The organism is Actinomadura chibensis NBRC 106107 (genome assembly GCF_001552135.1).
Taxonomy (GTDB): Bacteria; Actinomycetota; Actinomycetes; order Streptosporangiales; family Streptosporangiaceae; genus Spirillospora; species Spirillospora chibensis.
This window is the reverse complement of the sequence record NZ_BCQP01000011.1, coordinates 1-26342: the sequence shown is the minus strand read 5'-3', so window position 1 is coordinate 26342 and position 26342 is coordinate 1. Positions and strand designations below refer to the sequence as shown.

24 protein-coding genes are annotated in these 26342 nt (G+C 73.2%); 8 read left to right on the top strand and 16 right to left on the bottom strand.

The window, feature by feature from the left end:
* The first annotated feature begins 20 nt into the window (after positions 1–20).
* Genes ACH01S_RS07095 through ACH01S_RS07080 form a run of 4 tightly spaced genes read left to right on the top strand, consistent with a single transcriptional unit; the run spans position 21 to position 4869 of the window.
* Complete coding sequence (locus tag ACH01S_RS07095; RefSeq protein WP_067886684.1) at positions 21–1259, top strand: ABC transporter ATP-binding protein; 1239 nt, start codon at positions 21–23, stop codon at positions 1257–1259.
* The gene (locus tag ACH01S_RS07090; protein ID WP_067886682.1) at positions 1246–2571 is read left to right on the top strand and encodes an ABC transporter substrate-binding protein; all 1326 of its coding nucleotides are present in this window, start codon (positions 1246–1248) and stop codon (positions 2569–2571) included. The genes ACH01S_RS07095 and ACH01S_RS07090 overlap by 14 nt, the downstream gene beginning before the upstream one ends.
* A 10-nt stretch (positions 2572–2581) precedes the next feature.
* On the top strand, positions 2582–3952 hold the full coding sequence (locus tag ACH01S_RS07085) for a carbohydrate ABC transporter permease (RefSeq protein WP_067886680.1): 1371 nt from the start codon (positions 2582–2584) through the stop codon (positions 3950–3952).
* On the top strand, positions 3949–4869 hold the full coding sequence (locus tag ACH01S_RS07080; protein ID WP_067886679.1) for a carbohydrate ABC transporter permease: 921 nt from the start codon (positions 3949–3951) through the stop codon (positions 4867–4869). Before ACH01S_RS07085 ends, ACH01S_RS07080 begins: the two co-directional genes overlap by 4 nt.
* A gap of 48 nt (positions 4870–4917) precedes the next feature.
* Here the strand turns inward: ACH01S_RS07080 and ACH01S_RS07075 are convergent, their stop codons facing one another.
* Entirely contained in the window at positions 4918–6111 is a 1194-nt protein-coding gene (locus tag ACH01S_RS07075; RefSeq protein WP_067886677.1) for an ABC transporter ATP-binding protein, read from the bottom strand.
* Between the two features lie 145 nt (positions 6112–6256).
* Here ACH01S_RS07075 and ACH01S_RS07070 point away from each other — a divergent pair, with 145 nt between their 5' ends.
* Complete coding sequence (locus tag ACH01S_RS07070) at positions 6257–7279, top strand: LacI family DNA-binding transcriptional regulator (RefSeq protein ID WP_067886674.1); 1023 nt, start codon at positions 6257–6259, stop codon at positions 7277–7279.
* 97 nt (positions 7280–7376) lie between these two features.
* Positions 7377–7817 carry an Lrp/AsnC family transcriptional regulator gene (locus ACH01S_RS07065; RefSeq protein ID WP_083980411.1) on the top strand — a complete coding sequence of 147 codons (441 nt, stop codon included), beginning with the start codon at positions 7377–7379 and terminating at the stop codon, positions 7815–7817.
* A gap of 36 nt (positions 7818–7853) precedes the next feature.
* Here the strand turns inward: ACH01S_RS07065 and ACH01S_RS07060 are convergent, their stop codons facing one another.
* From ACH01S_RS07060 to ACH01S_RS07005, 12 genes are all read right to left on the bottom strand, one after another.
* The gene (locus ACH01S_RS07060) at positions 7854–8762 is read right to left on the bottom strand and encodes a TIGR03619 family F420-dependent LLM class oxidoreductase (RefSeq protein ID WP_067886672.1); all 909 of its coding nucleotides are present in this window, start codon (positions 8760–8762) and stop codon (positions 7854–7856) included.
* A 99-nt stretch (positions 8763–8861) separates the two neighbouring features.
* Positions 8862–9869 carry an N-acetylglucosamine kinase gene (locus ACH01S_RS07055; RefSeq protein WP_067886670.1) on the bottom strand — a complete coding sequence of 336 codons (1008 nt, stop codon included), beginning with the start codon at positions 9867–9869 and terminating at the stop codon, positions 8862–8864.
* A complete protein-coding gene (locus ACH01S_RS07050; RefSeq protein ID WP_067886668.1) occupies positions 9869–11125 on the bottom strand; it encodes a 6-phospho-beta-glucosidase in 1257 nt (418 codons plus the stop codon). Before ACH01S_RS07050 ends, ACH01S_RS07055 begins: the two co-directional genes overlap by 1 nt.
* The gene (locus ACH01S_RS07045; protein WP_067886666.1) at positions 11122–11982 is read right to left on the bottom strand and encodes a carbohydrate ABC transporter permease; all 861 of its coding nucleotides are present in this window, start codon (positions 11980–11982) and stop codon (positions 11122–11124) included. Before ACH01S_RS07045 ends, ACH01S_RS07050 begins: the two co-directional genes overlap by 4 nt.
* On the bottom strand, positions 11979–12956 hold the full coding sequence (locus ACH01S_RS07040) for a carbohydrate ABC transporter permease (RefSeq protein WP_246237146.1): 978 nt from the start codon (positions 12954–12956) through the stop codon (positions 11979–11981). The genes ACH01S_RS07045 and ACH01S_RS07040 overlap by 4 nt, the downstream gene beginning before the upstream one ends.
* 3 nt (positions 12957–12959) lie before the next feature.
* Positions 12960–14288 carry an ABC transporter substrate-binding protein gene (locus ACH01S_RS07035; RefSeq protein WP_067886664.1) on the bottom strand — a complete coding sequence of 443 codons (1329 nt, stop codon included), beginning with the start codon at positions 14286–14288 and terminating at the stop codon, positions 12960–12962.
* 40 nt (positions 14289–14328) lie between these two features.
* A complete protein-coding gene (locus ACH01S_RS07030) occupies positions 14329–15555 on the bottom strand; it encodes an ROK family transcriptional regulator (protein WP_067886662.1) in 1227 nt (408 codons plus the stop codon).
* Between the two features lie 129 nt (positions 15556–15684).
* A complete protein-coding gene (locus tag ACH01S_RS07025; RefSeq protein WP_067886659.1) occupies positions 15685–16224 on the bottom strand; it encodes an FHA domain-containing protein in 540 nt (179 codons plus the stop codon).
* Between the two features lie 179 nt (positions 16225–16403).
* Positions 16404–17600: an acyl-CoA dehydrogenase family protein gene (locus tag ACH01S_RS07020; protein ID WP_067886657.1), complete on the bottom strand. Its 1197-nt coding sequence runs from the start codon at positions 17598–17600 to the stop codon at positions 16404–16406.
* A 62-nt stretch (positions 17601–17662) separates the two neighbouring features.
* The gene (locus ACH01S_RS07015; RefSeq protein ID WP_067886655.1) at positions 17663–18742 is read right to left on the bottom strand and encodes a DUF3616 domain-containing protein; all 1080 of its coding nucleotides are present in this window, start codon (positions 18740–18742) and stop codon (positions 17663–17665) included.
* Between the two features lie 25 nt (positions 18743–18767).
* Positions 18768–19952, bottom strand: coding sequence for a cytochrome P450 (locus tag ACH01S_RS07010; protein WP_067886743.1), 1185 nt, complete (start codon positions 19950–19952; stop codon positions 18768–18770).
* Positions 19953–20016: 64 nt separating this feature from the next.
* Positions 20017–21402, bottom strand: coding sequence for a KamA family radical SAM protein (locus ACH01S_RS07005; RefSeq protein ID WP_067886653.1), 1386 nt, complete (start codon positions 21400–21402; stop codon positions 20017–20019).
* Between the two features lie 136 nt (positions 21403–21538).
* On the opposite strand from ACH01S_RS07005, the gene kdd reads away from it, so the two are divergent.
* Positions 21539–22612, top strand: a complete 1074-nt coding sequence (gene kdd, locus ACH01S_RS07000; protein WP_174564863.1) for an L-erythro-3,5-diaminohexanoate dehydrogenase — start codon at positions 21539–21541, stop codon at positions 22610–22612.
* A gap of 53 nt (positions 22613–22665) precedes the next feature.
* Positions 22666–23997, top strand: a complete 1332-nt coding sequence (locus tag ACH01S_RS06995) for a DUF2252 domain-containing protein (RefSeq protein WP_067886738.1) — start codon at positions 22666–22668, stop codon at positions 23995–23997.
* A gap of 4 nt (positions 23998–24001) precedes the next feature.
* On the opposite strand, the gene ACH01S_RS06990 is transcribed toward ACH01S_RS06995, so the two are convergent.
* The 3 genes from ACH01S_RS06990 to ACH01S_RS44990 all read right to left on the bottom strand — a co-directional run.
* Positions 24002–24907 carry a hypothetical protein gene (locus ACH01S_RS06990; protein WP_083980410.1) on the bottom strand — a complete coding sequence of 302 codons (906 nt, stop codon included), beginning with the start codon at positions 24905–24907 and terminating at the stop codon, positions 24002–24004.
* Positions 24908–24913: 6 nt separating this feature from the next.
* Positions 24914–25816: a hypothetical protein gene (locus ACH01S_RS06985; RefSeq protein WP_148344715.1), complete on the bottom strand. Its 903-nt coding sequence runs from the start codon at positions 25814–25816 to the stop codon at positions 24914–24916.
* A gap of 141 nt (positions 25817–25957) precedes the next feature.
* A partial coding sequence (locus ACH01S_RS44990) for a hypothetical protein (protein WP_218010173.1) occupies positions 25958–26342 on the bottom strand: 385 nt, incomplete at its 5' end.

The following is a 26342-nucleotide window of genomic DNA, read 5'->3' as shown; positions in this document are numbered from 1 at the left end:
GAGGGGAAAGAGGGGACGCCGTGGCAGAGGTCGACCTGACCAGCGTCGGGAAGGTCTATCCCGACGGCACGCGGGCCGTGACCGACCTGAGCCTGCACATCGCCGACGGGGAGTTCCTCGTGCTCGTCGGGCCGTCCGGCTGCGGGAAGACGACCGCGCTGCGGATGGTCGCCGGGCTGGAGGAGATCTCCGAGGGCGAGGTCGCGATCGGCGGGCGGGTCGTCAACCGCGTCCCCGCCCGGGACCGCGACGTCGCCATGGTGTTCCAGAGCTACGCGCTCTACCCGCACCTGTCCGTCCGCGACAACATCGGGTTCGGGCTGTCGCTGCGCAAGCTCCCGAAGGCCGAGATCAAGGAGAAGGTCGACCGGGCGGCGGAGATCCTCGGGCTGACCGAGCACCTGTCGCGCAAGCCGCGCAACCTGTCGGGCGGGCAGCGGCAGCGGGTCGCGATGGGCCGCGCGATCGTCCGGGAGCCGCAGGCGTTCCTGATGGACGAGCCGCTGTCCAACCTCGACGCCAAGCTGCGCGTCCAGATGCGCGCCGAGATCGCCCGCATCCAGCGCGACCTCGGCGTCACGACGATCTACGTCACGCACGACCAGACCGAGGCGATGACGCTCGGCGACCGCGTCGCGGTGATGAAGAAGGGCGAGCTGCAGCAGGTCGCGCCGCCGCAGGAGCTCTACGACCGGCCGGCGAACCTGTTCGTCGCCGGCTTCATCGGCTCGCCCGCCATGAACCTGCTGAAGGCGACCCTGGCCGGGGACGCGGGCGACGCGCGGCTGGAGATCGGCGGGCAGACGCTGGCGCTCCCGCCCGGGGTGCTGGCCGAGCGGCCGGGCCTCGCGTCCCGGCTCGGCGGCGAGGTCGTCGTCGGGATCCGCCCCGAGGACATGGAGGACGCCGACCTCGTCGAGGCCCCCGCCGGCTCCGCGCTCGCCTCCACCGCCGACCTGGTCGAGGCGATGGGCTCGGACGTCCTGGTCCACTTCGCGCTGGAGGCCGACCAGGTCGTCACCGAGGACACCAAGGAGCTCGCCCGCGACGCGGGCACCGACGTGCTGGGGCATCTGGAGCGGCCCCGCACGGACCTCGTCGCGCGGTTCAGCCCGCGCACCCGCGTGAAGGTCGGCGACCCGGTGACGGTCCGCGTCGACACCGGCCGCCTGCACTTCTTCGATATCGAGTCCGGCGCGGCGATCTGGGGATCGGACGCCGCCGGGCCGTCCAGGGAGGATGAGAATGAGGGTCAGTAGGCGTGTGCTCAGCGCGGCCGTGGCGGCCGGGCTGGTGGTGTCCGGCGCCGCCGCGTGCGGCGGGGACGACGACGGCGGCGACGGCGGTTCGACGCCCGCCGGCGGGGGAGCGCTGAAGGGCACCACGATCGAGGTCGCCGCCAAGTGGACCGGCCCCGAGGAGGCCAACTTCCGCAAGGTGCTCCAGGCGTTCGAGAAGAAGACGGGCGCGAAGGTCACCTACGCGTCCACCGGCGAGAACACCGACGCCTACCTCGGCCCGCGCATCGAGGCGAAGAACCCGCCGGACGTGGCGCTGCTGCCGCAGCCCGGCCTCATGCAGCAGTACGCGAAGAAGGGCGCGCTGAAGCCCCTCGCCCCCGACGTCGTGACGGAGGTCGGCGCCAACTTCTCGCCGTACTGGAAGGAGCTCGGCTCCGCCGACGGCAAGCCCTACGGCGTCATGGTCAAGGCCGCCTACAAGTCGATCCTGTGGTACCGGCCGCAGGTGTTCTCCGACGCGGGCGTCCAGCCCCCCGCCTCGTGGGCGGACCTCGTCAAGGCCGCGGGCACCCTCCAGGACGCGGGCACCACCCCGTTCACGCTGGCCGCGGGCCCGCAGGACTCCTGGACGCTCACCGACTGGTTCGAGAACGTCTACCTGTCGCAGGCCGGGCCGGACAACTACGACAAGCTCGCCAAGCACGAGATCAAGTGGACCGATCCGACCGTCGGGAAGGCGCTGGAGACCCTCGCGCAGATCTGGGGCAAGGGCGACTTCCTCAACGGCGGCGTCGCGACCGCGACCAAGACCAAGTTCGACGAGTCGGTCACGCAGGTGTTCGGGCAGGAGAAGGCCGCGATGGTGTACGGCGGCGACTTCGCGGCCGCGAACATCGCCACCACCAAGGCCAAGGTCGGCACGGACGCGCAGGTCTTCGCGTTCCCGGCGGCCGGGACCACCCCGCCGGCGATCCTCGGCGGCGACGTCGCCGTCGCGCTCAAGGACGGCAAGGGCGCGCAGGAGCTGATGAAGTTCCTCGCGTCCCCGGAGGCCGGGAAGGTGTGGGCGGGGCTCGGCGGCTACCTGACGCCGAACAAGAACGTCCCGTCCAGCGCGTACTCCGACCCGATCGCCAAGCAGCTCATCGAGCAGATCCAGAAGTCCGGCGACGCCGCCCGCTACGACATGTCCGACCTCGCGCCCGCCGCGTTCGGCGCGACGCCCGGCAAGGGCGAGTGGGAGGCGCTGCGCGCGTTCGTGCAGCACCCGACGGACGTGAAGGGCACGCAGGCCAAGCTGGAGGCCGAGGCCGCCAAGGCGTACAAGTAGGAGACCCCGCATGAAGGCTCCGAACGAGGAGGCGCCGCCCGCGACCGCGGGCGGCGCCGCCCCCGTCCCCGCGCCGCGCGGGCGACCGGCCCGGGAGCGGCTGAACCCGCCGTCCTGGCTGGCGATGACGTTCCTGCTGCCCGCGCTGCTGCTGCTCGGCTTCCTGGTGGTCTACCCGATCGTCTACTCGGTGATCCGCAGCTTCTTCGACGCCTCCGGCGACGGGTTCGTCGGCGTCGACAACTACACCGGGGTCTTCAAGGGGCACGACAACCTCGTCGCCGTCCGCAACACCGCCATCTGGGTGGTGGTGGCGCCGACCGTGGTGACGATCGTCGGGCTGGTGTTCGCCGTCCTCACCGAGCGGATCCGGTGGGGGACGGTGTTCAAGCTCGTCGTGTTCATGCCGATGGCGATCTCGTTCCTCGCCTCCGGCGTGATCTTCCGGCTGGTGTACCAGCAGGACCCGGACAAGGGCGTCGCCAACGCCGCGCTCGTCGCGATCCACGACACGTTCGCGCAGGGCACGACCTACCCGGGCGCCGGGCCGCGCAGCGGCGGGAACCAGCCCGTCCGCGCGGAGGGCGGCGGCGTGGTCACGGTGAACCAGGTCGCGGCGGGGCGGAGCGCGCTGGTCCCGCTGCTGAAGGTCAAGCCGGAGTACCTGCCGAAGGACGCGAAACCCGCCGCGCAGGCGCCGCCGCCGAGGCCGGGCCGCCTCACCGGGACGGTCTGGTTCGACTTCACCAAGGGCGGCGGCGGACAGCCGAACGCCCCGAACGCGGGCGAGTACGGCCTGCCCGGCATCAAGGTCGAGGCGGTCAAGGACGGCAAGGTCGTCGCGAAGGCCACCACCGAGGCCGACGGCACGTTCACGATGAAGAAGGTCCCGGACGGCGGCTACACGATCCGGCTGCCCGCCGCGAACTTCACCGCCGCCTACAACGGCGCCGAATGGCTCGGCGGGACGCTGATCACGCCCGCGATCATCGGGTCGTACCTGTGGGTGTGGGCCGGGTTCGCGATGGTGCTGATCGCCGCGGGGCTCGCCGCGATCCCCCGGGACGCGCTGGAGGCGGCCCGCGTGGACGGCGCCACCGAGTGGCAGGTGTTCCGGCGGGTGACGATCCCGCTGCTCGCGCCCGTCCTCGTGGTGGTGCTGGTGACGCTCGTCATCAACGTGCTGAAGGTGTTCGACCTCGTCTACATCATCGGCGGCGGCGACCCGGACGCGAGCGTCCTCGCCCTCCAGATGTGGACCGAGTCGTTCGGCGGCGGCGACGACCAGGGCGCGGGCAGCGCGATCGCGGTGCTGCTGTTCGTCCTGGTGCTGCCCGCCATGCTGTTCAACGTCCGGCGAATCCGGCAGGAGCGCTCATGAGCACCGCGGAAGAGGCCGCCCCGGCCCGCAACGGCGCGGCGGGGGCGCCCCGCCGCAACCTCGCCGCCCGCGTCGTCGGACGGCTCGGCGGCGGCGCCGCGCAGGCGCTGCTGGTCCTGGTCGCGCTGTTCTGGCTGGTGCCGACCTTCGGGCTGCTGGTCGCGTCGCTGCGCTCCAACGCCGACAACAACGCCAGCGGCTGGTGGACGGTCTTCACCGAGCCCGCCCAGCTCACCGCGGGCTCGTACTCCGCCCTGCTCGACAAGGGCGACTTCGTCGACTCGTTCTGGAACACCGTGCTGATCACCGTCCCCGCGACGGTGCTGGTCGTGGTGATCGCCTCGCTCGCCGCCTACGCGTTCGCGTGGATGGAGTTCCCGGGCCGGGACTGGCTGTTCCTCGCCGTGGTCGCGCTGCTGGTGGTGCCCGTCCAGGTGGCGCTGATCCCGGTCGCCAAGCTGTACGGGTACGTCGAGGTCGGCGGCTTCCACATGTTCGGGTCGATCACCGGGGTGGTGCTGTTCCACGTCGCGTTCGGCCTGCCGTTCGCGATCTTCCTGCTGCGCAACTTCTTCGCCGCGATCCCGCGCGACCTCCTCGAAGCGGCGCGGATGGACGGCGGCTCCGAGTGGACGATCTTCCGCCGGGTGATCTTCCCGCTGGGCGGCCCGGCGATCGCCTCGCTCGGCATCTTCCAGTTCCTCTGGGTGTGGAACGACCTGCTTGTCGCGCTGGTGTTCGCCGACACCGAGTCCCAGCCGATGACCAAGTGGCTCCAGTCGCAGATGCGCCAGTTCACCGGCAACATCGACATCCTGGCCCCCGGCGCGTTCCTGTCCCTGATCGTCCCCCTGGCCGTCTTCTTCGCCTTCCAGCGCTACTTCGTAGAAGGCGTCCTAGCGGGCTCCGTGAAGTGACAGCAGACGAACGACGGGCCGTGGCGTGCGCCACGGCCCGTCGTCGTATCACACAGCTAGACCGCTCGCTGGGTCGAAGAAGTGGAGGCGGCGGGTGTCCACTGCCAGTTCCACCTGCTGGCCCGGGCGGACGTGGGAGCGGGAGTTGACGCGGGCCGTCCACAGGGCGCGGTTGTCGGTGAGCGGGATCGTCATGTCGCCGTCGCCCTCGGCGGCGTCCTCGGCGAGGTCGGCGGTGTCCTTGTGCTCGACCGGCGGGGCGTCGATGGTGAAGATGACGTTGATCTCGCTGCCGAGCTCCTCGGTCACGGTGCTGCGGACCGACATCGGCGCCCAGTCGGGCTGGGCGTGGGCGGCGTCCTCGAAGTCGGACGGGCGGATGCCGAGGATCACCTGGCGGCCGATGTAGTTCTGCAGGTTCGGCCGCTCGTTCAGCGTCGTGGCCGGGACGGGCAGCGAGTATCCGGCGAACGACACCCGCGCGCCGCCGTCGCCGGCCGACAGCTCGGCGGACACGAAGTTCATCGAGGGCGAGCCGATGAAGCCCGCCACGAACAGGTTGACGGGGTGGTCGAACAGCCGCTGCGGCGTGTCGACCTGCTGGAGCCTGCCCTCGCGCAGGACGCACACCCGCGACCCGAGGGTCATGGCCTCGACCTGGTCGTGGGTGACGTAGACGGTGGTGACGCCGAGCCGCTCGTGGAGCTGGCTGAGGGAGGCGCGCATGGAGACGCGGAGCTTGGCGTCGAGGTTGGACAGCGGCTCGTCCATCAGGAACGCCTGCGGCTGGCGGACGATCGCGCGGCCCATCGCGACCCGCTGCCGCTGGCCGCCGGACAGGGCGGCGGGCTTGCGGGACAGGAACTGCTCGAGGCCGAGCATCTTCGCCGCCTCGCGGACCTTCTGCTTGATCTCCGCCTTCGGCGTGCCGCGCAGCTTGAGGCCGAACGCGAGGTTCTGCTCGACGGTCATGTGCGGGTACAGCGCGTAGTTCTGGAAGACCATCGCGATGTCGCGGTCCTTGGGCGCGAGGTCGTTGACGACCTGGTCGCCGATGGAGATCTTCCCGGCGGAGATCTCCTCAAGGCCGGCGATCATCCGCAGCGCGGTGGACTTGCCGCAGCCGGACGGCCCGACCAGCACCATGAACTCGCCGTCGTGGATCTCCAGGTCGAGGCCGTCGACGGCCTTGACCCCGCCGGAGTACACCTTGTCGACCTTGTCGAGAACGATCTTCGCCATCCCGGCCCCCTTGTTGGAAACGTTTCCATGACCCCCTGCCGAGCAGGGGTTTTCGATACAAACTGGAGTAAACCCCATGGAAACGTTTCCAGGGGAGGGGAGATCGTGAGAAGATGATCGGAACCGGGCGAATGGGGTGGAACGGATGGCGGAGCGGCGACCGGCCACGGTCAAGGACGTGGCGGCCTCGGCGGGCGTCGGCGTCGCCACCGTGTCGCGGGTGTTCTCCGGGGCGGGCTCGGTCAGCGCCCCCACCCGCGAGCGCGTGCTCGCCGCCGCCCGCGCCCTGGACTACCGGCCGAGCGCCCTCGGCCGCGGCCTCAAGCTGCGCCGCAGCGGCGGCATCGGGCTGGTCGTCCCGGACGTCACCGACCCGTTCTGCGCCGAGCTCGTCGCCGGGGTCCTCGCCTGCGCCCGCACCCTCGGCGAGCACGTGATCGTCGACGCGGCGGGCGGCGACCCGGCCCGCGAGGCCGAGATCGTCGAGCGGCTCGTCGAGCAGCGGGTGGACGGGATCATCGCCCTGCCCGCCGGGGACGAGGCCGACTGGCGCGGCGCCGCGCGGGTGTGCTCCAGCGTCGTGTTCGCGGGCCGCACCCTGCCGGGGATGCCGGACGTGCCGTCCGTCCTCGCCGACGACGCGGGCGGCGTCCGCGTCCTCACCGAGTACCTGGCGGGGCTCGGGCACCGCCGCATCGGGTTCCTCGGAGCCACGCCGGGCGGGCCGTCCCGGGTGCGGGAGCGGGCGTTCCGCGGGACGCTCGGACGGCTCGGCGTCCCGGTCGAGGAGGACCTCGTCGTCGCCGCGCGCCCGGCCCGCGACGCCGCCTACGCGGCCGCCGCCGGGCTGCTGCAGCGCCGCGCCGACGTCACCGCCGTGCTGGCCGCCGGGCACCTGCTCGGCGAGGCGGCCGTCCTCGTGGCCCGCGAGCTGGACCTGCGCGTCCCCGCGGACGTGTCGATCGCGATGGTCGACGACGTGGCGTGGGCCGAGCTGTGCGACCCGCCGCTCACCGCCGTCGCGCGGCCCGGCCACGACATCGGCTACCGGGCCTGCGAGCTGCTGCTGCGCGAGCCCGCGCGGCGCGGCAGGGGAGGGCCGGTGCTGCTGCCGACCGAGCTGGTCGTGCGGGGCAGCTGCGGCCCGCTGCGGACCCAGCGCCGCTGATCGCCGGGCGCCGGCGGCGGGGCCGATATCGCGGTGGATCGCGCGGAATGCGGCGATCGGTGATCTGATCGGGGTCCAGGCGCGCTAGATTTCCCGCGTGGAGGAGATCGATCGTCAGATCCTGGCGCTGCTCGCCGACGACGGGCGGATGAGTTTCACCGACCTCGCCAAGGAGACCGGCCTGTCGGTGTCGGCCGTGCACCAGCGCGTGCGGCGGCTGCAGAAGCGCGGGGTCATCACCGGGTTCGCCGCCCAGCTCGACAGCCGGGAGATCGGGCTGCCGCTGACCGCGTTCATCTCGATCAAACCGATCGACCCGGCCGCGCCGGACGACGCGCCCGAGCGGCTCGCCCATCTCCAGGCGATCGAGGCGTGCCACTCGGTCGCGGGGGACGAGAGCTACATCCTCAAGGTGCGGGTCGCGTCCCCGAACGAGCTGGAGGACCTGCTGCAGACGATCCGCGCCGCCGCGAACGTCGCGACGCGGACGACGGTCGTGCTGAGCACGCCGTGGGAGGCGCGCCGCCCGCCCCTGTGACCCGACCGCGGCGACCCGGCCCGCGGCGACCCGGCGTCAGCGGCCGGGGGCGAGGGCGTCGAGGGCCTGCATGGCACGCTCCAGCGAGGCGCGCGGGTCGGCGTCCGGCCCGGTGATCTCGGGGTCGAAGTTCAGGTCGGCGAACACCTCGGTGACCCCCTGCCCCGCGAGGTCGCGCAGGTCGGCGCGGATCTCCTCGAACGACCCGGTGAGCGGGCGGCGCCCCGCCGCCCCGGCGGGCCTGACGCGCACGGCGCCCCGGCACACGAACCGGAGCGCGTCCGGGTCGCGCCCGGCCCGCTCGGCCGCGTCCCGGACGATCCCGATCGACCGCCCGATGGCGGCGAGGTCGGCGCGGCTGGAGCTGACCCAGCCGTCGGCGAGCCGCCCGGCGCGGCGCAGCGCGGGCTCCGCGCCGCCGCCGAGCAGGACCGGCGGCCCCGGCGCCCGCACCGGCCGCGGCTCCATGACGACCGGCGGGACGTCGTAGAACTCGCCGTGGAACTCGGCGGGCCCGCCGCTCCAGAGCGCGCGCAGCACGGCGAGGAACTCCTCCGCCCGGGCCCCGCGCCGCTCCATCGGCGCGCCGACCGCCGCGAACTCCTCGCGCATCCAGCCGAGGCCGAGCCCGAGGTCGAACCGCCCGCCGCTGACGCGGTCCAGGGCGGCGGCCTGCTTGGCGAGGATCGGCGGCGCGTAGAACGGCAGGTTGACCACGGCGACGCCGAGCCGCGCGCGCGAGGTGTGCGCGGCGAGGTAGGCGAGCGTGACGAACGGGTCGGTGACGCTGCGGTACGTCGCGTCGGACGACCCCGCCGGGTTCAGGACGCGCTGCAGCGTCCACAGCGAGTGGTAGCCGAGCTCCTCGGCGCGGCGCGCGACGAGCGCCTGCGCCTCCGGGGTCGCCCACGCGCCCGTCGTCGGAACGCCGAACCCGATCTCCACGGCCCGCTCCCTCCCGGCCCGGACCAGCGCGACCTTACAACGTCAGGGCCGGCGGCCGGCCGCCCCATGATCCATCCAACCATCCGCCGCCGGGAGCGGTCAGCGGGGGCGGCGGAACGCGGCGCGCAGGGTGTCGTGGGCGGCGGCCGGGACGCCGAGGTGGTCGAGCCCGAGCAGCGCGGCGCCGAGCAGTGGCGGGTCCTCGGGGACGATGAGCCGCGCGTGCGGGGCGAGCGCGGCGTAGCGTTCGGCGACGGCGTCCATGAGGAGGGGGCGCCGGGCGGCGAGCACGCCGCCGCCGAGGACGACGTCGGCGGGCGCGTCCAGCAGGTCGAGGCGGCGCAGCGCCACCGAGCCGAGCAGCGCGACCTCCTCCGCCAGCCGGGCCACGACCTCGCGGGCCACCTCGTCGCCCGCCTCCGCGACGTCCAGCAGGACGGGCGCGAGCGCGGTGAGGTCGCCCTTGGAGAACTCGCCGTGGTGGATGCCGAGGCCGACGTCCAGGGCCCGCGCCACGCCGAAGTGGGCGGCGACCGCGGCCGACAGCGCGGTCTCGGGGCCCCGGCCGTCCTCGCCGCGGATGCCGTGCCACAGCGCCGAGCGGCCGAGCGAGGAGCCGCCGCCCCAGTCGCCGGTGTGGGGGCCGAGGGAGGGGAACCGCGCGGTCCGCCCGTCCGGGCCGACGCCCGCGCAGTTGATGCCCGCGCCGCACACGACGGCGACGCCCCACCCGGCGGTGACGGCGCTGCGCAGCAGCGCGAACGTGTCGTTCCCGGCGGTGACGCTCGCCGCCGTGCCCCGGTTGAGCAGGAGCTTCTCCAGCCGCTCCTCCTCGCCGGGCAGGTCCACGTTGGCGGTGTAGACGGCGAGGTGGGCGACCGGGCCGGGCGCGGCGCCCGCGCCGCGCAGCGCCTCGGCGATCACGGCGGTGAGGGAGTCGACGGCCGCGTCCAGCCCCACGGCGTGCGGGCGGAACCCGTCGCCGCGGACCGTGGCGAGCAGCTCGCCGCCGGTCCCGACGACGGCCGCGTCGATCTTGCTGTTGCCGCCGTCGACGGCGACGAGCAGGCCGCCCTCCCGCGCGGGGACGTTCCCGGGAGCGGCCATCACGCGGCCCAGGGGAGGTGGGCGCGGTTGGCGGCCACCAGGTCGCGGGCGAGCCGGTCGGCGATGTCGGCCTGCCCGACCAGGGGGTGGGCGAGCAGCGCGGTCGCGACGCGGTCCACGCCGCCGCGCAGCGCGGCGTCGAGGGCGAGCTCCTCGTAGGCGGACACGTGCGCGATCAGCCCGGCGAACAGCGGCTCGAACGCCGGGACGGGCAGCGGCACCGCGCCCGCCGAGGTGATCCGCGCGGGGACCTCGATGACGGCGCGGTCGTCCAGGAACGGCAGCGTGCCGTGGTTGCGGACGTTCACGACCTGCGCGTCGCCGCGCCCGGTCAGCAGCGACGCGGCGAGTTGCACGGCGGCCTCGGAGTAGAACGCGCCGCCGCGCTCCTCCAGCCGGGCGGGCTTGGTGTCCAGCGTCGGGTCGGCGTAGAGGTCGAGGAGGTCGCGTTCGAGCGCCGCGACCTGCTCCGCCCTGGTCTCCGCCCCGCGCAGCTCCTCGACGACCCGGTCGTGCTGGTAGAAGTACCGCAGGTAGTACGACGGGACGGCGCCGAGCCGCCGGACGAACGACGCCGGGAGCCCGGACGCCTTCGCCAGCTCGTCGGGGTGCTCGTCGAGCAGGCGGGGGAGCACCTCCTGGCCGTCCAGCAGCACCGACCGCACCCAGGTGAGGTGGTTCAGCCCGGCGTGGCCGAGGCTGATCCGGTCGGGCGGGACGTCCAGCAGCGCGGCGGCGCGCCGCTGCACCCCGATCGCGACGTTGCACAGGCCGACGGCGCGGTGCCCGGCGTCCAGCAGCGCGCGGGTGACGATGCCGACCGGGTTGGTGAAGTCGACGATCCACGCGTTGGGCGCGAGGTCGGCGACGCGGGCGGCGATGTCCAGCACGACGGGGACGGTCCGCAGCGCCTTCGCGAGCCCGCCCGCGCCGGTCGTCTCCTGGCCGACGCAGCCGCACTCCAGCGGGATCGTCTCGTCGAGGTGCCGCGCGGCCTGGCCGCCGACGCGCAGCTGCAGCAGGACGACGGTCGCGTCGGCGACCGCCTTGTCGAGGTCGGCGGTCGTCGTCACGGTGGCGGGGTGCCCGGCGCGCGACAGCATCCGCGCGGCGAGCCCGCCGACGAGGTCGAGCCGCTCGGCGTCCGGGTCGTGCAGGACGAGCTCGGACACCGGCAGCGCGCCGTGGGCCCGCGCGAGGCCGTCGACGAGTTCCGGGGTGTAGGTGGACCCACCCCCGATGACAGTCAGCTTCAACCCTTCACTCCCGTCAAGGTCACACCCTGGATGAACACGCGCTGGGCGAGGAAGAACACGATGAGCACGGGCAGGATCGTCAGCAGCGTCGCCGCCATGGTGAGGTTCCACTCGACGCGGTGCGCCTGGCGGAACGTGGCGACGCCGATGGCGAGCGTCCAGTGGTCGGGGTCGGCGTAGACGAGCGGCCGGAAGTAGTCGTTCCAGCAGTAGAAGAACTGGAACAGCGCGACCGCGGCCAGCGCCGGCTTCGCCATCGGCAGGACGACCCGCAGCATGGTGCGCAGTTCCCCGCAGCCGTCGACGCGGGCCGCGTCGGCGTACTCGCGGGGGATCGTCACGAGGAACTGGCGGAGCAGGAAGATGGAGAACGCGTCCCCGAACAGCTGCGGGATGATCAGCGGCCACAGCGTCCCGGTCAGCTCGAACCGGGACCAGACGATGTACAGCGGCACCATCGTGACCTGCGGCGGCAGCATCATTGCGGAGATCACGACGATCAGCGCGGCGTTGCGGCCGCGGAACCGGAACCGGGCGAGCGCGTACGCCGCGGGGACGCTCGACACCAGCATGAACACCGTCGACAGGGACGCGTAGACGACGCTGTTGACCGTCCAGCGGACCATGTCGCCGCTGAACACGTCCACGAAGTTGCCGAACTCCCAGTCCGTCGGCCACAGGTCGCCGGTGAGGGCCTGCCGGTCGGTCATCACGGCGGTCAGCGCCATGAACGCCAGCGGCGCGAGGAACATCACGCCGATCGCGACGGCGGTCGCGTGCACCGCCACCCACAGCAGCGCCCGCCGCGCCCTGCTCCCGGACTTCGGCATCCGCCGGGACGTAGTGGCCGCCGTCATGACGCCTCCTCACCGGCGAACGCCTTGAACTGGCGCAGCAGGAACAGGGTGAACACCATCGCGGTGGCGAACATGACCAGCGCGAGGACGCAGGCGTATCCCATGTTGAACTGGCGGAACCCCTGGTCGTAGAGCCATTGGGGGAAGGTCAGCGTGGAGCCGTCGGGATAGCCGGGGGAGTACTGCGTGCCGGGCAGGTCGGCCCGTCCGGACGCGACCTTTCCCGCCACCATCGGCTGCGTGAAGTACTGGAGCGTCTCGATGACCCCGGTGACGGCGGAGAAGGCGAGGACGGGCGAGATCGTCGGCAGCGTGATGTGCCGGAACCGCGACCACGCCCCGGCGCCGTCGATCGCGGCGGCCTCGTACAGCGACTGCGGCACGTTCAGCAGCGCCGCCAGCATGATGATCATGACGTCGCCGACCGCCCACAGGCCGAGCAGGGTCAGTCCCGGCTTGGCCCAGGGGGCGTCGTTGAAGAAGTCCGGCAGCGGGAAGCCGAGCCGGTCGGTGATGGTGTGGAACGGCCCGGTGCCCGGGTTCATCAGGAACACGAACGCGACCGTCGCCGACACCGGCGGGATCAGGTACGGCACGTACAGGACGGACCGCAGCACGCCCCCGCCCCGCTTGATCTTGGTGAGGAGCTGGGCGGCGCCGAGCCCGAACAGCACCTTCAGCGGCACGAGGACGGCGACCAGCCACAGCGTGTTGCGCATGGCCGTCCACGCCTCGCCGTCGTGCAGCAGGTACTTGTAGTTGTCCAGGCCGATGTACTCCAGCGTGAACAGGTTGTAGCGGGTGAAGGAGAAGTAGACGGTCGCGGCGAGGGGGTAGGCGAAGAACAGCGCGAAGCCGACCAGCCACGGGGACAGGAACGCGAGGACCCGGAGGCGCCGGCGGCGGCGCGCCCGCGCCGCCGCCGTCCCGGTCCGCGCCCCGGTGAAGGGGACGCGCAGTGAACCGGGTGCCACGGGTCAGCCTCCGGCGAGCTTCAGCGCGCCGTCGACCTCGCCGTCGAGCTTCTTCAGCGCCGCGCCGGGGTCGCGGACCTTGCCGGGCTCCCACTCCTCCTGCACGAACTTCTGGAACCGGACGACGTAGTCGTTGCCGTTCGGGGTGGGCGGCGTGGTGCTGCTGGCCGGGTTCTTGAAGACGTCCAGGAACGTGCGGAACTGCGGCGGCAGCGTCAGTCTCGTCGACGACAGCGACGGGATGGTGGACGGCACGTTGCCGAGCGCGTTGGCGAACGTGACCAGCGCCTCGGTGTTCGTGGTGAGGTACTGGACGAACTCCCACGCGGCCTGCGCGTGCTTGGCGCCGCGCGGGATGCCGATGACGGTGCCGGTGACGAACCCGCCGCCGTAGGAGGACGCGCGGTCGTCGGAGACCGGCGCGGGCGCGGTGCCGTAGTCGAGGCCGGACGCCTCCTCCTGGATGAACTTGGTGCGCCATTCACCGTCGATGGCCATCGCGACCTTCCCCTTCTGGAAGGGGTTGGACGACTCGAATTCCTGCCCGAGCGACCGCAGGAACTTCTTCACGTTGTCGTAGCCGTACCAGTCGATCAGCTCTTTGTTCCATTTCAGGTACGCCTGGAACCGCGGGTCGCCCGCGAAGTTGGCCTTTCCGCCGTCGGTCAGCCATGTCACGCCGAACTGCGGCGCGAGGTGCTGCACCTGGTGCTCGTAGTACTGCGCGGACGGCATGAACCCGGCGACCTTGATGGTGCCGTCGGGGTCGCGGACGGTGAGCTTCTTGGCGAGCGCGGTCAGCTCGCTCATCGTCTTCGGCGGCTGCTCGCCCTTCATCAGCTTCTTGTTGTAGTAGAGGCCGTAGGCGTCGGCGAGCAGCGGCATCGCGCAGCGGACGCCCTTGAACTCGGTGTACTTGCGGACCGCCGCGGGGAACTGGTTCAGGTCCAGCTTCGACTTCGTGATGTAGGGCGACAGGTTCTGCCAGGCGCCGCTCTGGCACCACTGCCCGACGCTGTCGGTGGTGAAGGACGACACCACGTCCGGCGGGTTCCCGCCCCGGATGGCGTTGGTGATCCGGTCGTCGGTCTGCCCCCCGACGAGCTTGACGGTGATGTTCGGGTGCTGCTTGTTGAACCCGGCGACGGCGTCCTGGAACGCCTTCACCTCGTGCGGGGCGTTCCACCCGTGCCAGACCTGGATCGTCTGCTTCTCGTCGGCCTTCGGGCCGTCGTCGCTCTTGTCTCCGCCGGCCGTGCAGGCGGCGGTGAGGCCGAGCCCGGCGGCGGTCAGGGCCGCCACGAGCCGGCGCGTGCTGATGATGGTGGCCACTCCGGTTCTCCTTATGGGGGGTGGGGGTTTCCGGGGGTCGTCAGGGGACGGTGCTGGAGAAGACCTCGTCGCGGGTCTCCCGGAGGGCCTGCTGGAGCGCCCCGGCCAGGACCGGGTTCCCCTCGACGGTGCTGAGCCGCACCTCGGGACGGGGGATCGTCAGGCTGTGCAGGTGCTGCTCGACGCGGGCGCGCAGCGGCTCCCCGCCGGCGCGCAGCACCTCGCCGTTCAGGACGACGAGGGCGGGGTCGAGGACGCCCACCACGGTGGCGAGCGTGACGCCGAGCCGGGACGCGAGCTCGGTCAGGGCGCGTTCGGCGCGGGCGCCCGCGTCGGTCGCGCTGCGGGACCCGGCGGTGCGCGCGGCGCCGACGTCGGCGGCGGCGCGGCCGAGCGCGGTGACGGCGTCGCGGCCGCGGAAGCCGTGCTCGCGCATCAGCTTCAGCACGGCGAGGCCGCCGACGAGGCTGTGCACGCCGCCGGTGTGGGTGCGGCGCACGTCCCGCATCAGCGGCGCGCCGACCGCGGGCATGTAGCCGATCTCGCCGGCGCCGCCGGTCGCGCCGCGGTGCAGCGCGCCGTTCAGCACGACGGCCATGCCGACGCCGTCGGCGACCCACAGCAGCACGAAGTCGCCCGCGCCCGCGGCCTGCCCGCCGGCGCGCTCGGCGAGCGCGGCGAGGTTGACGTCGTTCTCGATCGCGACCCGCACGCCGAGCCCGTCGCTCAGCGTCGCGACGAGGTCGGGGATGTGCCAGCCGGGGATGTGGGAGGCGTAGCCGAGCCGCCCGGTGGCGGGGTCGACGGCGCCCTGGATGCCGATGACGGCGCGGCCGAGCGCGCCGCGGTCCAGCCCGGCGGCCGCGGCGGCGCCGTCGAGGGCGGCGGCCATGCGGGCGACGACGTCGACGCCGGTGCGGGCGGGCGTCGGGAGGGTGTGCTCGCCGACGACCGTCCCGGCGAGGTCGGCGACGCTGACCCGGATCCGGGCGGGGGTGACGTCGGCGCCCGCGACGTGCGCGGCGGACCCGTTGATCCGGTACAGCTCGGCGGTGCGTCCCGGCAGGCCCTCGCGGATGCCGTCCCGGACGACGAGCCCGGCGTCCTCCAGCCGGGCGAGCAGCTGCGACGCGGTCGGCTTGGAGATGCCGGTGAGGTCGGAGATCTGCGGCCGGGTCAGCGGCCCCCGGTCGAGCAGTGCCTCCAGCGCCGCGCGGTCGTTGATCGCCCGCAGCAGGCTCGGGGTCCCGGGCACGGGCGTGGACACGGCGGCGCCTCCGCGTTAAGAAGGTTTCCTAACTTGGAGGAGAAAGTAAGGACTCTTAACGAATGCGTCAAGACCTCTGGGGGCGCGATTCGCAGGAAGCGGTTCGCGGGGGGTCTCAGGGGGTGGTTCTCAGGGGGCGGCGACGATGAAGCTGGAGTTGCCGAAGCCGACCTCGTCGCCCGGACGGACGCGGGCGGGCCCGGTGAGCCGCCAGCCGTTCACCCGCGTCCCGTTCATGGAGCCGAGGTCGGAGATCATCCAGCCCTCGTCCGCGCGGTAGATCTCGGCGTGGAACCGCGACACGGTCAGGTCGGTGAGGATGAACTGGCAGGCCGGGGCGCGGCCGACGACGATGCGCCCGAGGTCCTTCGGCGGCAGCGTGAAGCGCGGCAGCCGCGGCGCCCGCCAGGCCGCCTCGAACCGCGCGGTGGCCTGCGAGACCGAGGAGACGATGCCGGTCAGCCGGTTCAGCACCCGGTTCCCGGACGGCAGGTCGTGCACGATGTCGGCCAGCTCGGCCCGGCTGCGCGCGCGCAGCACCTGGTCGACGCGCCGCTCGAAGGTCTCGTGCGACATGCGGCCCTCGGCCACGCGGTCGCTCAGGGCCCGCAGCACGCGGTCCCGCTCGGTGTCGGACGCTCTCACCGGGAATGAGGGCTGACCGTCCATGTCGTTGAGTATCCAGTCCCCATCGTCGGCTTGTCCATCGGTGGCCGTCAGGCGAGGGTGGGCGATCGCCCTCACCCACCCTCCCCCTCTTCGATGCGGTCCGTCCGCCGGAAGTTCGCGGCGTGTTCGCCGCGAAACGCCCGCCCGGACGGCGCTCCTGGATCCGGCTCCCGGACGGTTCAGCGCGACAGCAGGTCACGGGCGATATGGGTGACCTGGATCTCGTCGGTGCCCGCGTAGATCTGGAACGACTTCGCGTCCCGGGCGAGCTGCTCGACCCGGAACTCGCTCATGTAGCCGTTGCCGCCGAACAGCTGCACGGCCTCCTGCGCGACCTCGCTAGCGGCCTGCGCCGCGTACAGCTTCATCGCCGACGCCTCGGCGAGCGTGGGCGTCCGCCCGGCCCGCTGCATCTCGATGTGCCGGAACACGAGGTTCTGGACGTTCAGCCGCGCGACCTCCATCTTGGCGAGCTTGAGCTGGATGAGCTGGAAGTCGCCGATCCGCCGCCCCCACAGCTCCCGCGCCTTCGCGTACTCGACCGACAGGTGCAGGCACTCCTCGATGACGCCGAGCGCCATCGCCGCGACGCCCGCGCGCTCGGTGACGAAGTTCTGCCGCGCCGACTCCCGGCCGCCGCCCTCGCCCGCCGCGAGGAGCCGGTCGGCGCCCGCGCGGACGTCGGTGAGCGACAGCTCGCCGGTGGGGGAGGAGTGCAGGCCCATCTTGCGCAGCGGCCCGCTCTGCTCCAGGCCGGGCATGCCCTTGTCCAGGACGAAGGTGAGGATCTCCCGGTCGCGCGGGTCGCGCCCGTCGTCGAGCTTGCAGTAGAAGACGATGGTGTCGGCGTAGGGGCCGTTGGTGATGAACGTCTTGGCGCCGTTGATGACGTACTCGTCGCCGTCCTTGCGCGCGGTGGCCCGCATGCCGCCGAAGGCGTCCGACCCGGAGTCCGGCTCGGTGATCGCCCACGCGCCGATCTTCTCCATGGTGAGCAGCGGGAGCGCCCAGCGCTCCTTCTGCTCGGGCGTGCCGCGCTTCATGATCGTCCCGGCGGCGAGGCCGAGGCCGACGCCCATTGCCGCGACCAGCCCCGGCGCGACCCGGCACAGCTCGATGACGGGGATCATCGTCATCGCCGCGCTGCCGCCGCCGGGCCGGTCCCCGGCGCCGGCGTCCTCGTCCTTGCGCGTGCGGGCGCGGAAGGACGAGCGGGCCAGCTCGTCCATCCCGAACGTCGTGTAGAGGTCGCGCAGCAGGCCGTACGGGGGAAGGTCGCCGGACTCCAGCGCGTCCAGGTTCGGCCTGACCCGGGCGTCGATCCAGCCGCGCACCGCGTCCCGGATCATCAGGTCTTCGTCGGACCACTCGATCATGCTCGTCCCGCCCTCCGCCGGATGCCTGCGGGACCATCCAAGCAGAAGACGAAAGCGAGCGCTTACTCGGGGAGCCGGACGACGTCGGCGACGACCCCGCCCCGGTCGGTGAGCCGGTCGGGGGACGGGCTGTCGTACACGACGAGCAGGCGGGTGCCGGGCGCGCCGGGCTCGTCCAGGACGGCGATGCCCTCGGCGTGGTCGTCGCCGTCGCCGTAGGGGAGTTCGCCGAGCACCTCCAGCTCGTCCGCGGTGACGATCTCCGCCGCGTCCGCCCTCGCCGCGCCCGGCCAGCGGACGAGCCGCACCGGGCCGTCCAGGTCCATGCTCGGCCCGGTGAGGACGAGCAGGTCCTCGCCGTGCGGGCACAGGTCGCGGATGCCGAGGCCGCCGAGGTCGAGGAAGTGGGTGCGGTACCGGTCGCCGCCGTCGCCGACGGGCAGCAGCCGCAGCCGGCGCGGGTCGTCGGGGTGGGTGTCCGGGCGGATCTCGACCAGCACCGCCCAGCCGCGCAGCACCGGTCCGCGCAGCCCGATGTAGAGCCGGTCGCCGTGCGCGGCGACGCCCTCGATGTCGACGCCGTTGTCCTTGCTCGGGATGGACAGGAACGGCGCGAGGTGCGGGTCGTCGGCGAGCAGGTCGGTGATCGAGTCCTTGTCGAGGCCGAGGACGGCGGCGGTGCGCCCGCCGTCCGCGCGGACGACGTGCGGCAGCCCGTCCGGGCCGGTCGCCAGCGGCAGCCGCACGAGGACGAAGCGGTTGTCCTCGCGGACGACGGTCGCGAGCCGCTTGCGCGCCTTCGCGTCGCGCTGCCCCGGCTTGATCTTCTTGCGCTTGAGGCTGTGCGAGCCGATCGCCCACAGCCAGCCGTTGGCGCGGGCGAGGCCCTCGATGTCGGCCTCCTCGTCCGGCCCGGCGGGCAGCGGGACGAGGTCGGCGAGCGCGACGGTCTCCTGCGCCGCGTAGCCGGTCACCCGGCCGTCGCCGTCGAGCTCCGCGGTGAGCCGCTCGATGGTGGCGGTCTCGTCCCCCGCGACCCACAGGCAGCGTCCGTCCTGGCGGACGGCGGACAGGTTGGTGTGCGTCTCGGCCTCACGGCTCTCCCGCCCGAAGCGCAGCTCGACCCCGCGTTCCACGATCATTGGGAGATGTTCCCATATGCCGGGGTCAGGCGTCCCACCGGACGTGCAGGCGGGACGGCTTGCGGAACACGAGCCCGCGCGGCCGGGCGGGGCGCGACGGGTCGAGCCGCAGCCCCGGCAGCCGCTCCAGCAGCGCGGCGAGCGCGGTGCGCGCCTCCAGCCGGGCGAGGTGGGCGCCGAAGCAGAAGTGCGGGCCGCGCGCGAACGCCAGGTGGTCGGCGGCGTTGCCCCGCCGCACGTCGAAGCGGTCGGGGTCGGGGAAGGCGGCCGGGTCGCGGTTGGCCCCCGCGATCGACACCCGCACCAGGTCGCCCTCGCGGATCCGCGCCGCTTCGAGGACGGTGTCGCGGGTGGCGTACCGGTCGACGACCGACGCGGACGGCTCCAGCCGGAGCGACTCCTCGATCGCGGCGTCCAGCAGCCCGGGGTCCGCGCGGACGAGCGCGAGCTGGTCGGGGTGCCCGAGCAGGTGCAGCGCCGCGTTGGCGATCATGCCCTCGGTGGTGTCGATGCCGCCGAACATCAGGATCGCGGCGTTCGCGACGACCTCGGCGGTGCTGAGCCCGGCCTCGTCCCGCGCGGCCCCGGCGAGCAGCGAGCCGGGCCGCGACGCTCGGATCGCGTCCTCGACCGCCGCCGTGAGCAGCCGGTAGGCCTCGCCCGCCGCGGGCGGCGCGGCGCCGCCCGCCGTGATCGCGGACACGGCGTCGACGAACGCGCCGTACCAGGAGCGGACGGTCGCCGCGTCCACGCCGTCCAGCCCGAGGGCCTCGGCGACGACCGCGACGGCGAGCGGACCGGCGACGTCGCCGCGCAGCTCGGCCCGCCCGGCGGGCGCGATCGCGGCGACGAGCCGGTCGACCTCGGCCGCGACGAACGCGGTGAACCGCTCCCGCGTCGGCGCGGGCCGGAACGGCCGGGCGAACGGGTCGCGGTGCCGGGTGTGGACGGGGCCGTCCAGCGACAGCATGCTCGGCCCGACGACCTGCGCGGTGGAGAAGCGCGGGTCGTCCACGGTGAACGCGGCGGCGTCGCGCAGCACCCGCTGCGCCGGGTCGCGGGCGGTGACCAGCCAGCCGCCGAGCGCGGGCAGCCAGGAGACGGGCTCGCGCTCGCGCAGCCGCGCGAGGACCGGGTGCGGGTCGTCGTCCAGTTCCGCCGTCGTGACGGCGGCGCCGAGCGGGAAACGGGAGGTCAGGTCGGTCGTCATCCGTCCGAGCATAGATCGCCGAGCTAATGATCTACAACGTAAAGGCGGTGGGCGGTGCGACCGGTCAGGCGGCGTCGGCCTGCCGCCGCCACCACTCCCGGCCCCGCTCCGGCAGCGTGTAGATCGGATCGTGGTACTCGTACCGGCGGGTCAGCGCGTCGGGGTCGGACGCCTCCAGGGCGGTGCGGTAGTTCTTCGTCCAGTAGGAGATCCCGCGCTCGCGGTCGTAGTCGGCGAGCTGGTGGACCCAGCGCTTGCCGACGTAGGGGACGTCGCAGACGATCCGCGGGGTGGCGAAGCCGGGGAGGTAGCCCATGATCGCGTGCTGCAGGTCCTGCGCCTCCCAGACGGCGAGGCGCCAGTGCTCGCTGTAGGGGATCATGTCGCACATGTACAGGTAGTAGGGCATGATCCCGGCCTCGTCGAGCAGCGCGAACGACAGGTCGAGCAGCGCGGCGGGGGAGTCGTTCACCCCGCGCAGCAGCACGCCCTGGTTGCGGACGTCGCGGACGCCGGTGTCGAGCATCGCGCGCGCGGCCTTGGCGACGAGCGGCGTCACCGACCGGGCGGCGTTGACGTGGGTGTGGATCGCGATCTGCGCGCCGCGCTCGCGGGCCTTGGCGGCGAGGCGCTCCATGCCCGCGCGGACGTCGTCCTGGAGCCAGTGCTGCGGCAGGCCCATGAGCGCCTTGCTGGCGAGGCGGATGTCGCGGATGTTGTCGATGTCGAGCAGGTCGCCGACGAACGACTCCAGCCTCGGCCAGGGCATGTTGGCGACGTCGCCGCCGGAGACGACCACGTCGCGGACGCCGGGCGTGCGGCGCAGGTAGTCGAGCATGGCGCCGAGCCGGTCCGGCGGCTTGACGGTGAACTTGTGCTTGTCGACGTTCGGGGTGGAGTTGCCGACGAGGTCCATGCGGGTGCAGTGGCCGCAGTACTGCGGGCAGGTCGGCAGGATCTCGGCCAGGACCTTGGTGGGGTAGCGGTGCGTGAGGCCCTCGACGGCCCACATCTCGGCCTCGTGCAGCGAGTCGCGCTCGGCGAGCGGGTGGGACGGCCAGTCGGCGCGCCGGTCGCTGAAGACCGGGAGCATGTAGCGGCGCACGGGGTCGGCGTAGAAGGCTTCGGTGGACGAGGTGTCCATCGTGTTGAGCATCTGCGGGGGCAGCAGCATCGACATCGTGGCGCGCTCGGCCTGGTCGCGTTCCAGGTCGGCGTAGAAGGACTCGTCCAGCAGGTCGCCCATGAGGGAGCGGAGCTGGCGCAGGTTCTTCACGCAGTGGGCGCGCTGCCACTGCGCGGACTCCCACTCGGCGCGGGTGACGTCGCGCCAGCCGGGCAGGCGCCGCCAGTCCGGCTCCTCCAGGGGCCGGCGCCGGTACTCGTACGGCTGGGCGGTCTCGGCGGACCGGGGCCCGCGGCCCGGCTCCGGATGCAGGGCAGTGGTCATCGTCGACCGCCTCCTCGCCTCACGGTGTTCGCATAAAACTCTTGTACGGGGCCGACGTTACGGGAAGACTTTCGATGAAACCAGTGGTACCCGGTACATCTTCCGGAAACACATGCGTTCGAGGGCGGGAGGCGCGATGAGCGACGGCGACGGGACGGGCACGGGCACGGGCGCGGGCGTGGGGACGGCGGTGGGGCTGCACCGGGTGCTGGAGCCCGCGGGGGTGCTGCCGCAGGCGGCGCTGCGGCTGGACGCCGACCCGCGGATCCGCCCGGACGAGGTGCGCGTCGCCGTCGAGCGGCTCAACCTGGACGCCGCGTCCTTCCGGCAGCTGCGGACCGCGCACGGCGGCGACCCGGACGCGGTCCGCGCCGAGGTGCTGCGGATCGTCGCCGAGCGCGGCAAGATGCACAACCCGGTCACCGGGTCGGGCGGCATGCTGGTCGGCACGGTCGCCGAGGCGGGCCCGGAGTCGCCGCTCGGGCTGAGGCCCGGCGACCGGATCGCGACGCTCGTGTCGCTCACGCTGACCCCGCTGGCGATCACCGACGGGCTCGCCCGCTGGGACGGGCTGTCGGAGCAGGTGCCCGCCGAGGGGCACGCGATCCTGTTCGCCCGGTCGATCGCCGCCGTGCTGCCGGACGACCTGCCCGTCCCGCTGGCCCTCGCCGTCATGGACGTGTGCGGCGCGCCGGCCCTGACCGCCCGGGTCGTCGCGTCGCGGGAGCGCGCGCCGGCGGTGGCGGTGCTCGGCGCGGCCGGGAAGAGCGGCAGCCTGGCGCTGGCGGCGGCGCGGCGGGCCGGGGCGTCCCGGGTGGTCGGGCTGGTGCCGACCGGGGCGGAGGAGGAGCTGCTGGCCGGGACCGGCCTCGCCGACGCCGTCGTCCGCGCCGACGCCCGCGACCCCGTCGCGGTCGCCGCGGCCGTCGGGGAGCCGGTGGACGTCACCGTCGTGTGCGTGGACGTCCCCGGCTGCGAGCACGGCGCGATCCTCGCGACCGCGCCGGGCGGCGTCGTGGTGTTCTTCTCGATGGCGACGTCGTTCCCCGCCGCCGCGCTCGGCGCCGAGGGCCTCGCCGCGGACGTCACGATGCTCATCGGGAACGGGTACGTGCCCGGCCACGCCGAGGCGGCGCTCGACCTGGTGCGCTCCGAACCCGCGATTCGCGCGCTGTTCACCGCCAGGACGGGGGCCGATTCGGCACAATGACCGGGAACGCCCCGGAAGCGGGCGGGGAGCACCCGGACATCGAGGGAGACGGCATGGGGAGCATCACCGAGGAGCTGCGCGGGCGGGACGCGAAGGAACGCCAGGCGCAGATCGTCGACGTGCTGGTCGACGCGTTCTCGGACCTGATGGAGCGCAGCCCCGCCGAGTTCCGCCGCCGGTTCCGCAAGATGGCCTCCGACCCGTTCGCGTTCTACCGGGGCAGCGCGTGCCTGTTCTACGCCGACATCGTCCACGACGACGACCCGTGGGCCGACGAGCGCACGTCCCGCGTGTGGATCCAGGGCGACCTGCACGCGCAGAACTTCGGCACCTACATGAACGACGACGGCGTGTTCGTGTTCGACGTCAACGACTACGACGAGGCCTACGTCGGGCACTTCACCTGGGACGTCAAGCGCCTCGTCGCGAGCCTGGCGCTGCTGGCCTGGCAGAAGGCGATCTCCGACGCCGACATCCGGCGGCTGATCGAGACCTACGTGCGCGCCTACGTCGACCAGGTCCGCAAGTTCGCCGCGCACGACGGGGACGAGCGGTTCGCGCTGACGCTCGACACGACCGACGGGTACGTCCGGGACGTGCTGGTCGCCGCGATGGGCGGCACCCGCATCGGCCTGCTGCAGGGCATGACGGTCGTGGACGGCGCCGAGCGCCGGTTCCGCGACCGCTCCGGCGTCCGCCGCCTGGACGAGGCCGAGCGCGCCAAGGTCGAGGCCGCCTACCGCGAGTACCTGACGACGATCCCGGCGGAGAAGCGGTTCGGCAGCCTCACCTACGAGGTCAAGGACATCGTCGGCGCGTCCGGGTTCGGGATCGGGTCGGCGGGGCTGTCGGCGTACAACATCCTGGTCGAGGGCAACACGCAGGCGCTGGAGAACGACGTCGTCCTGTCGATGAAGCAGGGCAACGTGGCCGCGCCGAGCCGCGTCGTCGACGACGCGCGGATCCGCGAGTACTTCAAGCACCACGGGCACCGGACGGCGGTGTCGCGGCGGGCGCTGCAGGCCAACAGCGACCCGTGGCTCGGGCACACCCAGATCGACGGGGTGGGGTTCGTCGTCCAGGAGCTGTCGCCCTACGAGGAGGACCTGGACTGGAGCGGCCTCACCGAGCCGGAGGAGATGCTGTCGGTCCTGGACGACCTCGGCCGCGCCACGGCGAAGGTGCACTGCGTGTCCGACACCGACTCCGACCACACCCTGGTCGGCTTCCAGGTCGAGGACGCCATCGACGCGGTGATCGGCCCGGACGAGTCGGCGTTCGTCGAGGCGATGGTCGCGTTCGGGACGAGCTACGCCGAGATCGTCCGCGACGACCACGAGTACTTCGTGGACGCGTTCCGCAACCACCAGATCCCGGGGCTGTAGGCGGTCAGCGCGGCGGCCGGTGCGCGGGGATGAGCTGCACCTGGACGTTCGCGTCGTAGGGCACGATCACCGTGCTGGAGCCGGCCGTCCAGCGGGCGGGGATGAGGAACAGCCGCCCGTTGGACTCAAGGAGCAGGCGCAGGTCCCGGTACTCGTAGCGGAACGTCTCGCGCTTCCCCCGGTCCTCGGCCTGCAGTCCGAGGATCGGGGTCTTGGCGCGCAGCACGACCTCGGGCCGCCGCGACAGTTGCAGCGCGTCGCGGTAGCCGCGGCTCTCGCCGTAGGCGCCGGCGAAGCTGGTGGCGGCCCAGAACAGGCCGATGACCGCGATCCCGGCGGCCAGCGCGATGGCGGCGATCTCGGGCCGGGTCCGCGCGGGCCGCGGGCCGTGCAGGCGGACGCGCTGGTAGAGCGCGTAGACGAGGAGCGAGGGGCCGAGCGTCAGCGACAGCGGTGTGACGCCGGGCGTCTCCTCCTCCGACACGCGGGACACGAGGATCCCGACGAGCGCGCGGAACGCCAGGTAGACGCCGGCGAGGGCGCAGGCGGCGAGCACGGCGCGCGGGATCCAGGCGCGGCGCGCCGTCCTCAGCCGGGTGACGCCGAGGTGCGCGCCGAGCAGGGCGAGCAGGAACCCGAGCAGGACGGCGCCGAACGGGAGCATCGTCTCGGTGCCGTAGAGCAGCAGGTCCTGGTTGGAAAGGTCGGCCAGTTCGAGGTAGACGCCGAAGTAGCGGAACCGCTGGTAGGTGGCGACGTAGCCGTACCAGAACAGGACGGCCGCGATCACCGTGGTCGGCGGGCCGATGACGGTGAGGAGCCCGAGGCGTTCGCTGAGCGGCGGCGGCTGCGCGGCCTCCCGGCCACCGTCCCCGCCGTCCCCGCCGTCCCCGCCGGGCTGCTCGGTCATCGGCGGTCAGCAGGACAGCCGGTAGCCGCTGAGGTAGTAGGCGCCGTCGTCGGAGCGGCGGACGTCGAAGGAGACGTCGCAGGGCATCGTCCACATGACCTTCACGGGCCGCTCGGCCGACGGCCGGTTCCGGCCGGAGAGCCGCGAGCACGGGTCCTGGTCGCGGGACTCGCAGGAGGTGGACAGCCGCCAGGTGACCCGTCCGCCGTAGTGGCCGGGACGCGATGGCAGGTCGGGCTTGACGATGACGCCGCACCAGCGCTGCGCCGACACCACGGCGGCGGGTTCGCAGGGGCCGGACGCGCTGTGCTTCTCGGGCACGCCGTCGCCGTCGCCGTCGAAACTCCAGGAGGGCGGTCTGCCGTCCGCCTGGGGCCGCAGGCAGGCGGGTCTCGGGATGAGGGGGTTGACCGGCGGGCCGTCCCCGGATTCGGTTTCGCTCGGCTGGAACCGGGTCGTGGAGCCGATCGACTGGATCGTCGCGCGGATTCCCCGCCCGCGCACCCAGAACAGTTTGCAGCCGCCCGCGTCGGGATTGGCGTTGCCGAGCGACGGCCCGCCCCAGCCGAGGTCGATCTCGGGCGGCGGCGGCGACCCGGTCGCCGACGTCGTCGGGCTCGGTACTCCCCGTCCGCCGCCGGTCCCGTGCTTGGGCTTGCCCGTGGGGGTGCCGCTCTTGGTCGCGGCGCCGGTCGGCCTGGCCCGCCCCGTGGACCCGGGCTCGGGGGCGCGGCCGCCGGGCGTCGCGGTGGGTGAGCTGCGCGTGGGGGCGGGGCGGCCGCGTTCCGTCCCGCTGCTCCCGGTCTTGCCTGCCAGACCGGTCAGATGGACGGCGCCGAAACCCGCCGCCGAGACGATCGCGAGCGCTCCGGCCGCCATTCCTAATCGGCGCGGGAAATGCGGCACCATGATCTCCCAGAGTGATCCCTCGTTGACCGTACGGTAACAGCGGCGGCCGTTCCGTCCTCGGTCTTGTCCGCCTCCGGTCGCCCCGGCCACGCGCGACGCGCAAACGCCGCCGCGCGGACGGGGTGGACGGGGTGGACGGGGTCAGCGGGCGAAGGCGATCGCCGCGCCCGCGCTGATCACGACGGCGATGACCGCGATGACCAGTGAGGTGCTCAGCGGGTCGGGGCGCTCGGGCGGTTTGCGGACCGCTCGGGCCGCCGTGTGGACCGGGGCGGGTGCGGCCTTCGCGGGCGGGCGCGGTTTGGACGGCGGCGGTGTGCGCGGTGGTGGCGGGACGGGCGCCGCGGTCTGGGGACGGGGTTTGGCGGGTGGCGGCGTCGCGGGCGGCGGTGGCGGCTTGGGCGGCGCGACGGTCGGCGGGGGCGGCGGCTTGACCGTGGGCGGGGGCGGCGTCGGCACGGGCGGGGTGGGGTGCGGGGGGATCGGGTGCGGGGGGATCGGGTGCGGCGGGATGGGATGCGGCGGG